This window comes from Nocardia terpenica (genome assembly GCF_013186535.1).
GTDB classification, from domain to species: Bacteria; Actinomycetota; Actinomycetes; order Mycobacteriales; family Mycobacteriaceae; genus Nocardia; species Nocardia terpenica.
The window spans coordinates 2,006,175-2,022,443 of record NZ_JABMCZ010000002.1; the positions used below are offsets into that span (position 1 = coordinate 2,006,175).

The following is a 16,269-nucleotide window of genomic DNA, read 5'->3' on the forward strand; positions in this document are numbered from 1 at the left end:
ATTACAGATAGAGGAGAATTCGATGGTTACTACAGCTGTGCCTGAAACCCGGTATTCGGTCTCGATGCACGAGGTTACCGAAAGGCGCGATGTTTATCGGCGAGAATTCGGGTTGAATGCTTTCTGCGGGGACGGCGGTCTGTACGTGAGCGCGGGTCCGGTGTCGGGGTTGATGATGCCGCGCTCGCTGGCGGTGCAGGTGCTCGCGGCCGCGGGGCTGGTACCGGTGCCGGTGGTGTCGATTCATTCGACGGTGTGGATGCTGCTGGGCGACGGTCCGACCTCGGTGGGGGAATCGGAGCGAATCGCGATGCGGCTGTTGCGATTCGGGGTGATGGTCGTGGTCCCGCGTGGCGTGATCGGATTGCCGACCCCCGGTGACCCGATCCGGGTGTGGATACGTCCGCCGCAGGGCCGGACCCGGCCCGGCGTGCCCGCGCTGGCCGACGCCATCACCGCCGCCGCGACCGCCATCCGGGGTCGTCATGACCGATGACCGCCTGCATCCACATCTGTTCGTCCCTGCCGACAGTCGGTTCGCGGAGGTGATGTGCCGGGTCGAGTTCCTCGGACCGCTCACTCGTGCCCGCGCGCAGCAGTTGCACGTCCTGCACCGCAATCACCTGCCCGACGACTGCCTGGTCCGGCTGGCCAGCCTCACCCGCCTCGCCGCCGACGAAACCATCCAGCCATGCCGCCCGGCATGACCACGGCGACAACCCGTTTCGCCCTCACCACCAGACCGACAACCATCCAAGGGAACCGTCATGAACCCTGAACTCGTTCCAACCTCAGCCGACCTCCCAGCCACCGAACCCGCACCCTCCAGCTCGACTCCGGTTGCGGGGGTTGATGATTCGCGGATCTATGTGCTCGACAGCCAGATCGGTTGGGACCTCGACGAGTTGATCGCCTTGTGGGTGGCCGCGCGCACCATCTGCCGGTTGATCGTGATCACCTCCGATGAGACCCGCGGGCGGCGAGCCTGTCTGGCGAGGCTGGTGCTGGATCTGCTCGGCCGTCCCGAGGTGCCCGTCGTCGCGGGCGGTGAACTCGCCGACAGCGACACCCGCTTCCTGTTCGCCGACTACCCCCTGCCCCCGGTCCCGCACGGCGACGCCGTCGAGATCGTCGCCACCGGTGCCGAGCATGCCCCGGTCACGGTGATCGGGCTCGGCGCGTTCACCAACATCGCCGCCCTGCTCTACCGGCACCCGCACCTGAGCGAGACCACCGACTTGGTGCTGCAGGGCGGATGGCTCGACCACTACCGAAAAATGCCTCGTGCCAGCCACAACTTGCACATCGACCAGGTCGCCGCCGGAGTCACTCTGCGCATGGCGCACCGGCCCCGGCTGGTGTTGTCGACCCACACCAACCACCCGGGGCTCTCCGTCACTCCGGACTCGCCGCTCGTGGACTGGTTCCACACCACCGACACCCCCTTCGCCCAGCTCGCGGAACTGTATTGCGACCGCTGGTTCGCCCGCCGCCCCGACGGCAGCTGGCAGGCCGACTCGGTCGCCGTCGCCGTCGCGGTGGGCGCCCGAGTCGCCGAGTTCGTCACCGAGCCGATCCTCGTCGGCCCCGACGCCCGCCTGCACCGCAGCCCGGCCGGGCGGCCCCTCACGGTCACCACCTCCATCGACTACGCCGCATTCGCCACCTGGTTGAGCCGGGTCATCCCCGAAATCCGCCTCCAGCAAGCCATCAACCTCGACTCCGAAGACGACGGCCGGTGACCGCGAGTCTTCCGTCTCGCCGACGTCTCCGGACACGCGCCTATCTCGCCGTCTTGACCGATTCCATCTCCCTCCCTGCCGCAGTGATTGGAGCAGTTGTGCCTACCGGTGTCATGAAGTTCTTTCTCCCGCGCCACAGATACGGGTTCATCGCCGGAACCGGCGGGAATCCGGACCTGTTCGTCCCCGCGTCGGGACTGGCGGACCCCGACGCTGCGCCGCCGACGGGCGGTGACATCGTCAGCTACACCCTCGCCCGCGACTATCAGAAACGTCCCAAAGCCATCCGCGTCCGAGTCATCCAACGCGCCACCGCCTCCGCCACTCGAGAAGACCAGCCCGGCGCGAGATCATCGGCACCGGTCGACCCGCACCCGGGTGCGTACCGAGCACCGACTCCCGGTGACCTTGCCCGACGGTGGCTGCCATGATCGGCCAGCCTGACGAGCCCCAGGCGACGAGCCCCGGTGATCCCGAGCCGATCGACGAGTGCCGACCGGACTCGATCATCGACCTCGCGCGGGCATTGCAACGCCAGCTCGCGGTGCCGGTCTGGGTCGAGTGCGGGCGGCCGGTGACCGTGGCCGGGCCAGCACTGGGCGCGGTCTCGATGCCACAGGCGTTGGGGGCGAGGGTGATTCAGTCGGCGGATCCGCAGGTGGTGCTGCCGGTGCTGGCCGACCCGCTCGGACACCGGCGAATCTTCCTCGTCGACCCCACCGAACCCATACCCCCGCGTATGAATCGGCTCCTAGCCGCCGACCACGTGGTCGTGGTCCCCCACGGCCACCGGATCCCACTGCCCGGGGCCAACGCGGCCGGGTCGTGGCGGTGGGTCCGCCACCTCGGTCACCACCCGATACAGCCGCCGACTCGCACCTGGCTGCTGCACCAGATCCGCCCACACCTCACCTCCGACCACCGCCGAGGAGCGAGGCCGGGCCCGATACACCTACGGGAAACGCCATGAGCAGCACACGAATTCGCTACCACTCCCGCGACAGGTCGAGACCTTGTCGCGGTGGTGGCCCGTCCAGTAACGCTGGCAGCGCGTTGCGGCCATCCGCCGGTGCGGCGTTGGTGACCGTGATCGTTGTCGTCCGGCTTTGCCTACAAGGCTGGGCTAACCCTCGGAGGCCGAGGTGACCACCGTGCTGATCGGTTTGGGGGTCTGGGCGGTGTGCGTGTTGTGCGCCTACGCCAGTGTCGGTCTGCCCCAGCTTGTCTCACCTCCTCAGCAGTATCGAGTCGTTGGGCCACAGTGGGATTCGAGACAACTCCCGAGTTCCGGTCCGGCTAGCCGGACCGGAACTCGGGAGAATGCGGCCGAACTCGTCAAACGGCTCGCTCCCGAATACGACCGGCACGCGAGATACGACAGCGGCGGCGGCAGGCGGAGACCACGAAGACCCGCCACGACCTCGGTCCGCAATCGGCCGCACAACGCTCGGCGACACTCACGCCGCCACGTCCCCAGGGTCATGGCCAGCCCGAGCCTCGAACGCCCCAGACGAGCCCGATGACCACTCGGGTTCCCGCTGAAGATGCTTCAGTTTCTGCGAACTTGAGCACTTTTGAGGTTTGCGGAAGACCAGGACATCTTCGTGTGCGATGAGGGCCAGGGGCAGTCCGGCGTCGCGGTTTTTGAGGACGAAGTCGCGTTGGAAGAAGGAGCTGTGTGCGACGATGCTGCCGTTGGTGAGGCGGCCGAGTAGTGCTGCGGCTCGGTCGATGGGGACGAGTCCGGCGGTTTGGGCGCATTCGGTGAGTAGTGAGGGTAGGTCGATCAGTTCGGCGTGCTGTCGCCAGGGGCGGGCGGTGATGATGACGTGTGCGCCGGGTTTGAGGTAGTCGGCGGCGGCGGTGAGGATGCGGGTGAATCCTGTCAACAGGCGGGGGACGCCGAGGTTGGCGAGGTTGCCGCGGTCGAGGGTGTTGCCGTAGCGGTTGTTGGTTTTGTGCACTCCTTCCCCGGCGCGGACGCGGACGTGGCCGTGTGTGGAGTCTCCGTATGGGGGTGAGGTGATGAGCAGGTCGACGGTGCCGCGCAGTGCGGCGGGCAGGCAGGTGGCGAGTTTGCGGGCATCGCCGGTGTATACGTTGGCTTCGGTGTTGATGCCGTGTTCGAGAGCGATCTTCAGGTTGGTTCGCGCGATGTCGGCCCAGCGGGGCTCGTATTCGACGCCGACGGCTTGGCGGTCGAGGTGGAGTGCTTCGATCAGGGTGGTGCCGATTCCGCACATGGGGTCCATCACCAGGTCGCCGGGTTTGCTGTAGCGGGTGATGGCTGCGGCGGCGATGTGGGGCAGCATTTTCGCCGGGTGCGCTGAGGAGTCGCGGTGGTAGCGCGTGCCGCGCTGGGCGGCGGGCGCGGTCTGCGCGGTCGCCCACACCGATACCCGCGCCTGGGCGGGGGTGTGGTCGTGCGCGGTGGTGGGTTCGCTGGTGGACATAGGGGGATGGCCTTTCGCGGTGAGGGTGGATGCGTCGGGGTCGTGCGGCGCGTGTGGGCGTCGTGTGGGGCCGGGGTTCATGCGGCGGTGGTGAGGTCGTGCGGCTGCAAGAACACCGAGACATCGGTATGGATGATGTCGTTGTGCTCGTTCGGACCGCCCACAATGCGGCACGGGGTGCCGGGGTGGGTGGGGGCGGCGACGATGGCGGTGCCGTGGACGGGTGCGGCGATCAGGTGCTGCAGGTAGAGCAGGTCGCAGTGTTGTGCGGCGCTGACCAGGTGGCCGGAGAAGTCGCGCAGGTGACCATCGCTGTCGTGGCTGCAGCGGCTGAACACGATGAGCAGGCCGCCGACTCGTAACCGGGCTGATGCCGTCTGGACTGCCTCCGGCACGGTATGTGGTTCGGGCTCCGGGAGCAGGGTGGTCAGGATCAGGTCGGTGTCGGCGACGGGCACCGACTCGTCCGGGTCGGTGGTCGCGGGAACGAGGGTCCGGCCGAGTTCGGCAAGGGTCGAGGTGGTGGGGGTGCTGGCGTCGGGGAGCAGCATGACCCGGTCGCCGGGGCGGCTGTATTCGAGCACGGCTCGGGTGAGCAGGCGCGGCGGCCACGGGTCGTGCGGGTCGATCGGTGTCGGCCCGGCCGCCCACAGCGTGGTCGGGATCATGGCGGGTGCTGTCCCTGTTCCCCGGGCGGCGGTGCGGCCGGTGAGTTGGTTCTGGGTCATCGGGAGTACCTCATTTCCGGTCGAGTGTTTCTACCGGAAGGACTCCTCCCTTCAGCCGCTTTTCGGACATCGAGCAGGAAAGATTTTTAATCCATGTCTCGTGCCGCTCCGAAATCGGCCGGAAAGGGTTGCTTGCACGTGAGGCAGGCGTGGGCAATGGCAAGCCGGGGGCTAGTAGTCTCGGAGTTTTTTCGCCGAGCGCGGTTGATTCTGTGGCGGTCGTGTGGCGCTGTGATGGAGCGCCACAGCAGCGTTACACGGCGCGCTCACCTCCTGGTAGAGGGTTGTTTCCGTAGTGTCTTCAGGGGTGGGCGCGGCCGGGTGGGGACGTGCTGCACGGCTTGGCCGTGAATGCGTTTTGAGGTTTTTCTGAATTCGTCGTGAATTGTTTCTGACAGTGTTTTGTGGCGGGTCTCCTGTGTCCTTGCTGGGTCGATTTTTTCGCTGAGCACAGGAGGTAAGTCCATGAATTCACGGAAGAAGCGGGTCCGCCGGGTAACGCCGACAGCGCTGCAGTTGGTCCGGAAACGGTTCGGTGAGCTGGCCGACCAGCAGATGGACGGTCTGCCGCCGTCGTGGGGGCCGATGAGTATCAGGCAGGCGTCGCGGCGGGTTCTCGATCGTCGGGTTCCCCTGGCTGAGGTCGATGCGGTGTGGGCGGAGCTGGTGACTCGGGCCCGGACCAGGCAGGAGGTCCCGGTACTGGTGTGTGCGGGTTTCGCGTTGCCGATGCTGTCGACGCTGTCGTCCACCTTGACCGGGCACTGGACCCACCGTCACGACACCCAGGCCATGGTGCTGACCGCACTCCTGGAAGCCGTGGACTGGATCGACCTGTCGCGCCCGTATGTGGCGTCGCGACTGCGGTGGGCGGTCTATCACCGGTGCCGCGCGGCGATCCGGGAGCGCCGGTTGGCATCGGTCCCGTCGTGGTGGGTGACCAGCCCGGACAGCATCGACGAGGACGCCGATATTCCGGTATCGATCGACCTGGGGCACGCCCGGCGCGGGCATCCGGACGAGCTGTTGGAGTTGGCGGTCGCCGAGGGGGTGCTCACCGCAGCCGAAGCCCGGCTGATCGCCGACACCCGCCTGGACGGCCAGCCGTTGCACGGCGTTGCCGCCGACGTCGGGATCGACTACGACACCGTGGTCAAGCGCCGCCGCCGCGCCGAGCTGCGACTGGCGCAGTGGCTCACCCACCGCCTGCAGGAGTCGCTGTCGGCGGGGTTCAGCGAGGTCGAGGCCGCCGCCGTGGACAACCTCACTCGCGCTGTCGGCCAGGCCCCGCGCAAAAAGTTGTGGCGGGCGATGTCCGAAAACGGCGATGCGGCAGGAGTGTCTCCAGTGCGGGCGCCTTCACAGGCTCTCGCGGACCCGCAACCCGCTCGCCAGGAGGTGCGCCGATGCGCATGACCCGTTCCCCCGTTTTTCGGCCCTTCTTCGCCCGTCGTGCCGATGGTCGTCAACGCCTGCGCAGGCCCGGCGGAGCGGTGCTCGCTGCCGGGGTGGTCTCGGTTGCCGCCGTGGTTGCTGCGGCGGCTCCGGCGGCGGCGGATCCGGTGGTGCTGGCGGTGGCCGGGTCGCTCGACGAAGTGTGTACGCACCTGCGGAACTGGCTGATCGGCATCCTGGCCACCGTCGCCACGGTCTACTTGACCGTTGGCGGGGCCCGCTACCTGCTCTCGGGTGGCGACGCCGGTGAGGTCGAGCGAGCTAAGGCGTGTGTGCGGGCCGCGCTGATCGGCTACAGCCTGGCTATCCTCGCCCCGGTCGTCGTGGAAGTCCTCAAATCCCTGGTGGGGGGCTGACCATGTCTGCCCCCACCCGCGCGGGCGGAGGCGCGCACCGGGCCCGGTGGCGGTGGTTGCTGACCGTCGCTGCGGCTGCACTCATGGTGGCGGCCAGCACCGCTGCGGCATGGGCGGACCCGGCCACCACCCCGCCCCCGGCACCGCCGGTGGTCACCGCACCAGCCGCCCCCGCCCCGACCCCGGCACCCACGGTTCCGGCAACGGTGCCGCCCGCCGCGCCCCCGACCGCGCCGTGCACGGATCCCGCTTCCCCGATGTGTGGGTCGAGGCCGGGTCCGGGCTCCGGTGATGCGGGCAGTGCGGGCGAGCCTGAGTGTGGGATCGACCATATTTCCGGCTGTGTGGTCAAGGCGATGGACGGGTTTTTCGCCAACCTGGTCGCTTCGGCCTTGAATCCGTTGCTGAGGTTGCTGTCGACCACGTTGTTGGCGACTCCGGATCCGGTCACGTTGCCGCATGTCGGGCAGTTGTGGTCGTCGTCGTGGCAGCTCACCGTCACCGTGTACGGGCTGCTGGTGATGGCCGCGGGGATCGTGTTGATGTCGTATCAGACGCTGCAGTCGCGGTGGTCGGTGCGTGAGATCGTGCCCCGGATCGTGCTCGGCATGCTCGCGGCGGCCTTGAGTTTCCCGCTGGCCACCGAGGCGGTGCGCGCGGCGAACGCGGTGTCGGCGGCGCTGGCCGGGGACGGAGCCGATCCGGGTTCGGCCGGGCAGGCGTTGCAGCAGCTGGTCACCGCGGGCCCCGGGTCGGGCATCTTCGTGCTGTTGTTGTCGGCCGCGCTCATCGTGCTGGTCTTGCTGCTGTTTGTCGGGTACGTGGTCCGGGTCGCGATCACCATCGTGTTGATCGTGGCCGCCCCGTTGGCGCTCATGTGTCATGGGCTGCCGGTGACCGAGCCGATCGCCCGATGGTGGTGGCGAGCCATCGGTGCGTGCCTGGCCATCCAGGTGGTGCAGTCACTGACCTTGATCACCGCCGCCCGCGTATTCCTCACCCCCGGCGGATGGAGTTTCTTCGGCCCGAACACCGGCGGTCTGGTGACCCTGATCGTGTCGATCGCCATGGTGGCGATCCTGGTCAAAACCCCCTTCTGGCTGCTGTCGGCGCTGCGGATCGGCGGCGGCCATTCCATGGTCGGCGGGATGGTGCGCGGGTTCATCGCGTACAAGACCTTCGGTCTGCTCCGCCAGGGTGCCAGGGCCGTCGCCAGGCAACCTCCGTACCCCGAAACCCAGGACGCACCCGTCGAAGCCGAGCCGCGCGCAGCGGAACGCGATGCGGGATGCCGCCGACCCGTACTGGCGGGAGAAAACGACTGCCGACGGTCAGCTGCTGTTGCCGTTGCAGGGGCTCACCCGGGTCAAACCCGCGCCTGCGGTCCCGGCGGCGAAACGGCCGCGGCGCGTGCCGGGTTCACCGCCCTCACCGCATACCGGTCAGCAGCTGCGGCTGGACCTGTTCAAGCCGGGCCCGCAGCTGTCTCCCGAAGCGCCCCGCCCGCCCGGCCAGATGGCCTTGTTCTACGCCAGTCCCACCACACGCCAGCGCCGCCCGGCCGCCCCGATGCGCCCGCCCCGGACGCGCACGACACCGGCCACTACCACGGCTGGCTCGGACACCGGAGCACCCGTGCGGAAACGGGCTGGCACGGGCCGCCAGCTGACACTGCGGTACCCGCCGCCCGAACCCAGACCCACGGTTGGTGATCCGTATGCGCGAGTGCAGGTCACCAAGGGCGGCCAGTACGTGCTGCCGCTCGGGGTGCCCCGGGTGCCGCGACCGGCCCCCGCCCCGGTGTGGGTGGCTCCCCCTGCACCGCGTGCTGCCGGTCGGCAGCTGCATCTTCCCCTTCCCGATCTTCCCGTTCGCCGCCGTTGTCGTCGGCCTGCTTCTGGAGGTGCCCAATGAGCATGTACCGCATCCCGTCCGATGTAGAGCGGCCCGACCGGATCGTCGGCCCGTTCACCGCCCGCCAACTCGCCCTGCTCACCGCCACCGGCGTCGCGCTGCTGCTGACGTGGGCGGCCACCCGGGTGGTCGTGCCGGTCGCGGTGTTCGCCGCCGTCGCGGCCCCGGTCGCTGCCCTCGCGACCGCCACCATCCTCACCACTCGCGACGGGATGTCGGGTGATCAGCTTCTGCTCACCGCGCTGCGGCACCGGATGCGGCCCCGTCGCCTGATCGCCGTCGGTTCCGATCAGCACGATCGCGCCGGTGCGCCGGGCTGGCTCACCGCCACCGCGACCGGGCCGCGGCCGGTGACCGCGCAACCGATCACCACCGGCACAGCCCCGCTGCCGCGCACCGTCACCGGTGCGGGCGGGGTCGGTGTGGTCGACCTCGGTGCCGACGGGATCGCGGTGATCGCCGCCGCGACCAGCATCAACCTCGCGCTGCGGACCCCGGCCGAGCAGGCCGGGCTGGTAAGCGCGCTCGCCGGATACCTGCACGGGCTGTCCCGGCACGGCGTGCAGATCCTGCTGCGCTCGGTGCGCCTGGACGTGACCGGCCACATCGCGCGCCTGCGGGCCGCGGCCGAGGACATGTCACCGGAGCTGGCCGAATACGCTCGCGACCACACCCGCCATCTCGCCGAGCTGGCCGACGACGACACCGCCGCGCACCGGCAGGTCTTGTTGGTGTGGCGCGAACCGCTCGGCCCCGCCACCCGCCTGGCCGCCTCCCCCGTGGGCGGGTTCACCGCCCGGGGCCGCCGCGACCGCGAGATCTCCGCCGCCGAGCGCCACGCCGCCCAGGCACGGTTGCTGGCCCGCGTCGACGAAGCCACCGACATGCTGGCACCGCTGGGTATCGGCGTCCGCGTGCTCGACGACGACGCGGCGCGAGCGATCCTGACCAGCTGCACCAACCCCGCCAACCTCGTCCCTTCGAGCGCTACCGACGCCGCAGGCCCCACCGAGATCATCACCCTCGGCCAGAGCGCGTTCACCGGCGCAACCTTCGACACCGACGCCGAAGACCAGGCCGAACAGACGGGGGAGGAAAACCCGACGACCGTGCACGACTGCGCCCGCGCTCATGCCCGTCGCCGGGGTGGTCTGCTGGCGCGTCGAGGCCGCCGGGTGGTGGAGTTCGCGCCGGAGTCGTTGACCATCGGCACCCGTCACCTCGAGGTGGGGGCGGATTTCGTGGCGACGATCGCGGTCACGGGCTACCCGCGGGAAGTGGCCGCCGGGTGGCTGACACCGCTGTCGGCGTTCCCGGGCCGGGTGGATATTGCGGTGCACATCGAGCCGATTCCGGCCGAGACCGCCGCGCTGCGGTTGCGCCGACAGATCGCCCGCCTGGAATCGTCGATGATGTCGGCGACGATGAACCAGCGGGTCGCCGATCCGGCGGTCGAAGTGGCTGCCGAGGACGCTGCCGTGTTGTCGGCGCAGCTGGCCCGCGGTGAGTCCCGATTGTTTAGGGCCGGGGTGTATCTGACGGTGCACGCGGGCTCCGAACGGGAGCTGGCCGGGCAGGTCGCCGCGCTGCGCACCCTGTGTGCGAGCCTGCTGATCGACACCTGCCCGCTGACCTACCGCGCCGTCGGAGGTTGGGTGACCACCCTGCCGCTGGGCCTGGATCCGATCCGGGCGCACCGCACCTTCGACAGCCACGCCCTCGCCGCGGCCGTCCCGTTCGCCTCCGCGCAGCTACCGCCCGCCGACCCGGTCGCCACCCGCCCGGCCGGGGTGCTGTACGGGCGCGACGGCGCCGCCGGGCTGCTGTTCCACGACCGCTTCGGGCCCAGCATGCACAACCACAACGAGGTCATCCTCGGCCGCTCCGGGTCCGGCAAGTCCTACCTGGTGAAGACCGAAATCCTGCGGTCGTTGTATCGGGGCATCGAAACCGTGGTCATCGACCCCGAGGACGAGTACGCGGCCCTGGCCGACGCCGTCGGCGGTGTCCGCATCCCGCTGGGTGCCACCGGCGTCTGCGTCAACCCCTTCGATCTCGACATCCATATCGGTCCCACCGGTCGGCGCACCGCCACCGCCGACACGCTCACTCGGCGAAAGCTGTACCTGCACACCGTGATCGCGGTCCTGCTCGGCGAGCAGACCCCGGCCCAGCGCGCCGTGCTCGACACCGCGCTGACCGCCACCTACACCGCGGCCGGGATCACCGGTAACCCGGCCACCTGGGTGCGGCCCGCTCCATCGTTGAGCCTGCTGCGCGAGCAGCTCGCCGCTGCCGGGAACCCGGTGGCGGCAGAACTCGCCGCCGCCCTGGCCCCGTATGTCCGCGGTGGTGCGTTCGGTGAGCTGCTCGACGGTGCCACCACCCACGGGGCCGAGGGCGGGTTGATCGTGTACTCGCTGCGGGCCCTGCCCGAGGAACTCAAGACCATCGGCACCCTGCTCGCATTGGACGCGACCTGGCGTCGGGTCAGCGACCCCGTGACGCGGCGGCCCCGCCTGGTCGTGGTGGACGAAGCATGGCTGCTGATGCGGCAACCGGCCGGAGCGAGGTTCTTGTTCCGGCTGGCCAAGTCGGCCCGTAAGTATCTGGCCGGGTTGACCGTTGCCACCCAGGACGGACCCGACGTGCTGTCCACCGATCTCGGTCGAGCGATCGTCGCCAATGCGGCCACCCAGGTGCTGTTGCGCCAAGCCCCGCAGTCGATCGACGAGGTCGGCGACGCGTTCGGCCTGTCCGAGGGGGAGCGTCGGTTCCTGCTGACCGCCGACCGCGGTCACGGCCTCCTCGCTGTCGGCGCGCACCAGCGCACCGTCTTCGCCTCGGTCGCCTCCCTCGCCGAGCACCAGCTGGCGACCACGTCCCCGGAGTTCGACACCGACACCGACGACCCCGGCTACATCGCCCTCCCCGGCGACGACACCGACGATACCGAGATCGACCTCGGCGCCGACGAAGTCGACTGGCCTGCCGAAGACGACGAGGACATCGACGTCGACAACGAAAACGACTTCACCGACGATGCCGATGCCGATGCCGATGCCGATGCCGATGCCGACGACGGTGACGGTGACCCCTACGTCGAGGTGCCGCAGTGATGGGCACCGGATATCACACCCAGACCACTCCCGCAGACGGCGGCAGCTACGGGCCGACGGTGGGGGAGCTGCTCACGCACCCCGGCGTTGTCGGCGACCGCGTTCTCGCGCTCGCCGTCCACTACGCGGTCCCGGCGGCCTGCATTACCGTCCTCGCCGCGGCGGGCATCCTCGCCCTGACCGCCCGGGTACGCAGGCTGCGCGAGCGGCGCTGGGCCGACGGGGCCCGCCACGTCGAGATCCTCATCCCGCCCGAGGTCCAGCCCACCAGCGCAGAAGTCTTGTGGGAGCAGCTGCACGGCGCACTCGAACACCCACTGTGGCGGCGCATGCTGTTCGGAACCCCACACCTCGGGTTCGAATACCGGATCAGCCCGGACGACGGTGCGGTGATCCGGATCTGGGTGCCGTCGGTTGTCCCGCCGCACCTGGTCGAGAACGCGGTCGCCGCATCCTGGCGCGGAGCGCGCACCCGCACCGTGGCCGCCGCACCGCCGATGCCCCCGCCTGTCGCCGGGCACCAGAACGTGCTGGTGGGTGGGGAGCTGCGGCTCGGTCGACCGGAGCAGTGGCCGATCCGCACCGACTCCCACGGCGACTCCGCCGCCGCATTGATCGCCGCCGCCGCAGGCATGCCCCCCGGCTACCATGCGTGCCTGCAGGTCCTAGCCCGCCCCGTCTTCGGCCGCCGCGCCCGCCATACCAGCCGCCCCGGCCGGGGAGCAGGGCTGGCATCGGGTCTTTTGGCCGGGATAGCGGGGGATCTGGTTCGTGAGATGTTCGGCCTGTTCTTCGGCCGGGCACAGACCCGCAACGGTGCACCCCGGCCCGCTCCGCGGTCCGCTGATCGGCAGGCCAGCCTGGAACAATCCGCGCGCGACCGCGCCGCCGCGGTCAAGACCCGCGGCACACACTGGGCCACCGTCATCCGCTACGCCGTCACCGCCCCCGTCCCCACCGGCAGCGACACGCAGGCATGTGTCCGTGCCCGCAAGGTCGCCCGGGGCCGCGCCCATGCGCTGTCGTCCTGCTTCTCGAGCTGTTCGGACTACAACCACTACGCGCGGCACCGCCGCTTCCGGCTGTCCACCGTGCTGACCGAGCGACGCCTCGGGCGCGGTGACCTGCTGTCGACGCCGGAACTCGCGACGATCGCGCACCTGCCCCTGGACGCGGGGATCGCCGAGATCCACCGCGCCGGAGCCCGCGCGCTGGCCCCCAGCGCGATCGTCGCCTTCGCCGGACCGGCCACGAAACCGCTCGGGACAGCCGACGCCGCACCGGGGCGGACGGTGGCCATGCGGGTCGCCGACGCCCGCCACCACGTCCACATCCTCGGGCCCACCGGATGCGGAAAATCGACGCTGCTGGGGCAGATGGTGCTCGCCGACGCCGACGCCGGGCGCGGTCTGGTCCTCATCGACCCCAAAGGCGACCTGATCACGACCTACTCAAACGCTTACCACGCCGCTGCGCGGACACCGTGGTGCTGTTCGACGCCGACTCCGCCAGCCGCCTCCGTGTATCAATCCCCTCGACACCACCACCGTCGGCGCAGACCTCGACCTGGTCGTGGACAACCTCGGCACCATCTTCGCCCGCATCTACCACCAGTTCTGGGGCCCCCGCACCGACGACCTGTTCCGCTCCAGCCTGCTGACGGTATGTACTCAACCCGCACCCGCCACCCTGGCCGACGTCGCGCGCCTGCTGACCGACGACACCTACCGGCCCGGTTGACCGCCACCGTGAGCGACCCTGTGCTGCACGGGTTCTGGACCAACTTCGAGGCCCTCGGCGACGCCGGGCGCGGCCAGCTGACCCGCGCCGCTGATGAACAAGCTGCGCCACCTGCTGCTGCGGCCTTTCGTCAAGACCGCCGTGGCCGGTGGCCCGGCCACCGTCGACATCGGCCAGATTCTCGACCAGGGCGGCCTGGTGCTGGCCCGCCTGCCCAAAGGGCGGCTCGGTGAAGAAACCACCCGCCTGGTCGGTGCGCTGCTGGTGGCTCGCACCTGGCAGGCCGTCACCGCCCGCGCCGCCACACCCGCCACACAGCGCCGCGACGCCGCGCTCTACCTCGACGAATTCCACAACTTCCTGCACTCGTCCACACCGGTGGAAGACATGCTCGCCGAGGCCAGGGCCTTGAAACTGTCGATGGTGCTGGCGCATCAGAACCTCGGCCAGCTCACCCCCACCCTGCGCGACGCGGTCTCCACCAACGCCAGAAACAAGATCTGTTTCGCCGTGTCACCCGAAGACGCCCGCGACCTGGCCCGCCATACCCTGCCCCAGCTCAGCGAGCACGACCTCGCCCACCTGGACGCCTACCACGCCGCCGCGCGCCTGTTCGTCCGAGGCCAGAACGCGCCCCCGTTCACCGTCGCCACCGCACCGCTTCCCCCGCCCATCCGAGGCCGATCGGCCCACATCCGCGCCGCCGCCCGCACCCACACCAACGGCATCGCAACCAACGGCATCGCACGGCCCACGCCCACCCCGCCCGCGTCCCGCCCCCGATCGGCGACACCGGCCCCGGGCACCGCCCGCCCGACCCGCGCCGCCGCTGACACGGCCCTGCCACCCGGCATTCCCGCCGTATACCCCGGCCATTCCCCGTCCCCCGCCGCTGGAGGTGTATTCCGATGACCCACGTCACCCGCCGCGGACCGACCCGCGCGCACCGATTCCCGCCCGCACCCCGGCGGGCCGTCCCGGCCGGGCAGGCCGCACTGGCCACGGTGCTGACCGGGCGGGATCGGTGGTTGCTGTGGATGCTGTACGAGCATCGCGTCCTGACCACCACCCAGATCGCGGCGCTGGCATTCACCGCCGACCGCCGCGCCAGCCGACGCCTGCAGACCCTGCACCAGACCGGGGTGATCGACCGCTTCCGGCCCCGCCGCCTGGTCGGCACCGCACCCTGGCATTGGATCCTCGCCCCGGCCGGAGCCGCGGTCCTGGCCGGCGAGCACGGCCTCGACATCCGCGAGCTGCGCTGGCGCCACGACCGCGCACTCGCACTGGCCCACAGCCTCCGGCTACGCCACGACGTCGCCGTCAACGACTGGTTCACCGACCTCGCCACCACCAGCCCCACTCAGGGCGTGCTGACCGCGTGGTGGTCACACACCCGCTGCACCCGGCTGTGGGGCGACCTGGCCCGCCCCGACGGCTACGGCCGCCTCGACCCCACCCAGCCCGGCCTCCCGGGTGTCGAGTTCTTCCTCGAATACGACTGCGGCACAGAGTCACTCACCCAGGTCTGCGGCAAACTCGCAGGCTACGCGAACCTGGCCACCGCCACCGGCATCACCACCCCACTACTGCTGTGGCTACCCACCAGCGGGCGCGAAGCCGCCGCCCGCACCGCCCTGCACGCCACAGCCGCCGCACTACCCGACCCAGCCACCGTGCCGATCGCCACCGCCGCCGCCGACTACACCGCCGCCGCCGAGACCGACCCGGCCGGGCCGGTCTGGCTGCCGCTGCACCCCCGGCGGCCAGCGGCGGCCGGACCCGGCTCGCCCTGCACCGGCTCACCACCGCCTGGCCACAGCCAACCGGCACCACCGGACCCGACAACACCGAGAACCCGGCGGCGGACCGGCGCACCGTGCTCCCACCACCGCCACCACGCCCGCCCCGGGAAGCCACGCCGTGATGTTCGGCGCAGCCGCGGGTACCGCCGCCACGGCCCTGTTCGCTGCCGTCACCATCGGCGCGGTCACCGTCACCGTCGTCGCCGTCGACTCCGCCCGCACCAGCCTCACCGCCCCCGCCACCGGCGGATCGGTGCCGAGCCCCGACGCCGTGGCCGACATCCCCGCCGACAAACTCGCGCTCTACCGCCAGGCGTCGCGCGACTGCCCCGGCCTGGACTGGACCATCCTGGCCGCCATCGGCAAAGTCGAGACAGACCACGGCAGAAGCCCCCTGCCAGGAGTCAGCGGCGGCGAAAATTCCGCGGGCGCGGCAGGTCCGATGCAGTTCCTGGCAGCCACCTTCGACTCGGTGACCGCCCGGCACCGGTTGCCGCCGGGCGGGGCCAGCCCACCGTCGCGCTACAACGCCAGCGACGCCATCCACGCCGCCGCCTACGAACTCTGCGACACCGGCGCACCCACCGACCTACACCGCGCCCTGTTCGCCTACAACCACGCCGACTGGTATGTCCACCAAGTCCTCGACCAAGCCGCCCGCTACCGCGCCACACCACAACCCGAATCCACCGACTGCCAACACATCTCGGCCCTCGACCCGGCCGCGGTCACCGCGCTCACCTTCGCCTGCTCCCAGCTCGGCCAACCCTACGTCTGGGGAGGCAACGGCCCCGACACATCCGGCGGCTGGGACTGCTCCGGCCTGACAAAAGCCGCCTACGCCGCCGCCGGAATCGACCTGCCCCGCACCGCCGACGAGCAATACCACGCCACCACCCCATCCCGGAAAACCAAATCCACCCGGCGACCTCATCTTCTACGCCAACAACAAAGACG

Annotated in this window: 13 protein-coding genes and 1 pseudogene; 12 read left to right on the plus strand and 2 right to left on the minus strand. The window is 70.2% G+C overall.

The genetic code is table 11. The features are described 5' to 3' along the window. Nucleotides 1–145 precede the first annotated feature (145 nt). The 4 genes from HPY32_RS21085 to HPY32_RS21105 all read left to right on the plus strand — a co-directional run bounded on the left by HPY32_RS21085 (nt 146) and on the right by HPY32_RS21105 (nt 2,712). Entirely contained in the window at nt 146–496 is a 351-nt protein-coding gene (locus tag HPY32_RS21085; protein WP_156673906.1) for a hypothetical protein, read from the plus strand. Next, nucleotides 486–707: an SH3 domain-containing protein gene (locus tag HPY32_RS21090; RefSeq protein WP_067578701.1), complete on the plus strand. Its 222-nt coding sequence runs from the start codon at nt 486–488 to the stop codon at nt 705–707. Before HPY32_RS21085 ends, HPY32_RS21090 begins: the two co-directional genes overlap by 11 nt. A gap of 162 nt (nt 708–869) precedes the next feature. Further along, a complete protein-coding gene (locus HPY32_RS21095; RefSeq protein WP_067578700.1) occupies nt 870–1,742 on the plus strand; it encodes a nucleoside hydrolase in 873 nt (290 codons plus the stop codon). A gap of 427 nt (nt 1,743–2,169) precedes the next feature. Next, nucleotides 2,170–2,712, plus strand: coding sequence for a hypothetical protein (locus HPY32_RS21105; protein WP_067578697.1), 543 nt, complete (start codon nt 2,170–2,172; stop codon nt 2,710–2,712). 487 nt (nt 2,713–3,199) lie between these two features. Here the strand turns inward: HPY32_RS21105 and HPY32_RS21110 are convergent, their stop codons facing one another. Beyond that, nucleotides 3,200–4,195, minus strand: coding sequence for a TRM11 family SAM-dependent methyltransferase (locus HPY32_RS21110; protein ID WP_067578695.1), 996 nt, complete (start codon nt 4,193–4,195; stop codon nt 3,200–3,202). Between the two features lie 77 nt (nt 4,196–4,272). Next, a complete protein-coding gene (locus HPY32_RS21115; RefSeq protein ID WP_067578693.1) occupies nt 4,273–4,923 on the minus strand; it encodes a hypothetical protein in 651 nt (216 codons plus the stop codon). Between the two features lie 465 nt (nt 4,924–5,388). Here HPY32_RS21115 and HPY32_RS21120 point away from each other — a divergent pair, with 465 nt between their 5' ends. The 8 genes and pseudogenes from HPY32_RS21120 to HPY32_RS21155 form a co-directional block, all read left to right on the plus strand. After that, a complete protein-coding gene (locus tag HPY32_RS21120; protein WP_067578691.1) occupies nt 5,389–6,339 on the plus strand; it encodes a hypothetical protein in 951 nt (316 codons plus the stop codon). After that, a complete protein-coding gene (locus tag HPY32_RS21125; protein ID WP_197696342.1) occupies nt 6,336–6,734 on the plus strand; it encodes a pilin in 399 nt (132 codons plus the stop codon). The genes HPY32_RS21120 and HPY32_RS21125 overlap by 4 nt, the downstream gene beginning before the upstream one ends. A 109-nt stretch (nt 6,735–6,843) precedes the next feature. Next, the gene (locus HPY32_RS21130) at nt 6,844–7,026 is read left to right on the plus strand and encodes a hypothetical protein (protein ID WP_171982961.1); all 183 of its coding nucleotides are present in this window, start codon (nt 6,844–6,846) and stop codon (nt 7,024–7,026) included. Further along, nucleotides 6,992–8,446: a TrbL/VirB6 family protein gene (locus HPY32_RS21135; RefSeq protein ID WP_507236500.1), complete on the plus strand. Its 1,455-nt coding sequence runs from the start codon at nt 6,992–6,994 to the stop codon at nt 8,444–8,446. The genes HPY32_RS21130 and HPY32_RS21135 overlap by 35 nt, the downstream gene beginning before the upstream one ends. A 198-nt stretch (nt 8,447–8,644) precedes the next feature. Next, entirely contained in the window at nt 8,645–11,767 is a 3,123-nt protein-coding gene (locus tag HPY32_RS21140; protein ID WP_067578686.1) for a TraG/VirB4 family ATPase, read from the plus strand. Next, on the plus strand, nt 11,767–13,740 hold the full coding sequence (locus tag HPY32_RS21145) for a type IV secretory system conjugative DNA transfer family protein (protein WP_171982962.1): 1,974 nt from the start codon (nt 11,767–11,769) through the stop codon (nt 13,738–13,740). Before HPY32_RS21140 ends, HPY32_RS21145 begins: the two co-directional genes overlap by 1 nt. An 804-nt stretch (nt 13,741–14,544) precedes the next feature. Further along, nucleotides 14,545–15,078: pseudogene (locus HPY32_RS46575) on the plus strand (replication-relaxation family protein); the annotation flags it as partial. A gap of 355 nt (nt 15,079–15,433) precedes the next feature. Further along, nucleotides 15,434–16,269: C40 family peptidase (locus tag HPY32_RS21155; RefSeq protein WP_216676157.1), on the plus strand; the 836-nt coding region annotated here is incomplete at its 3' end.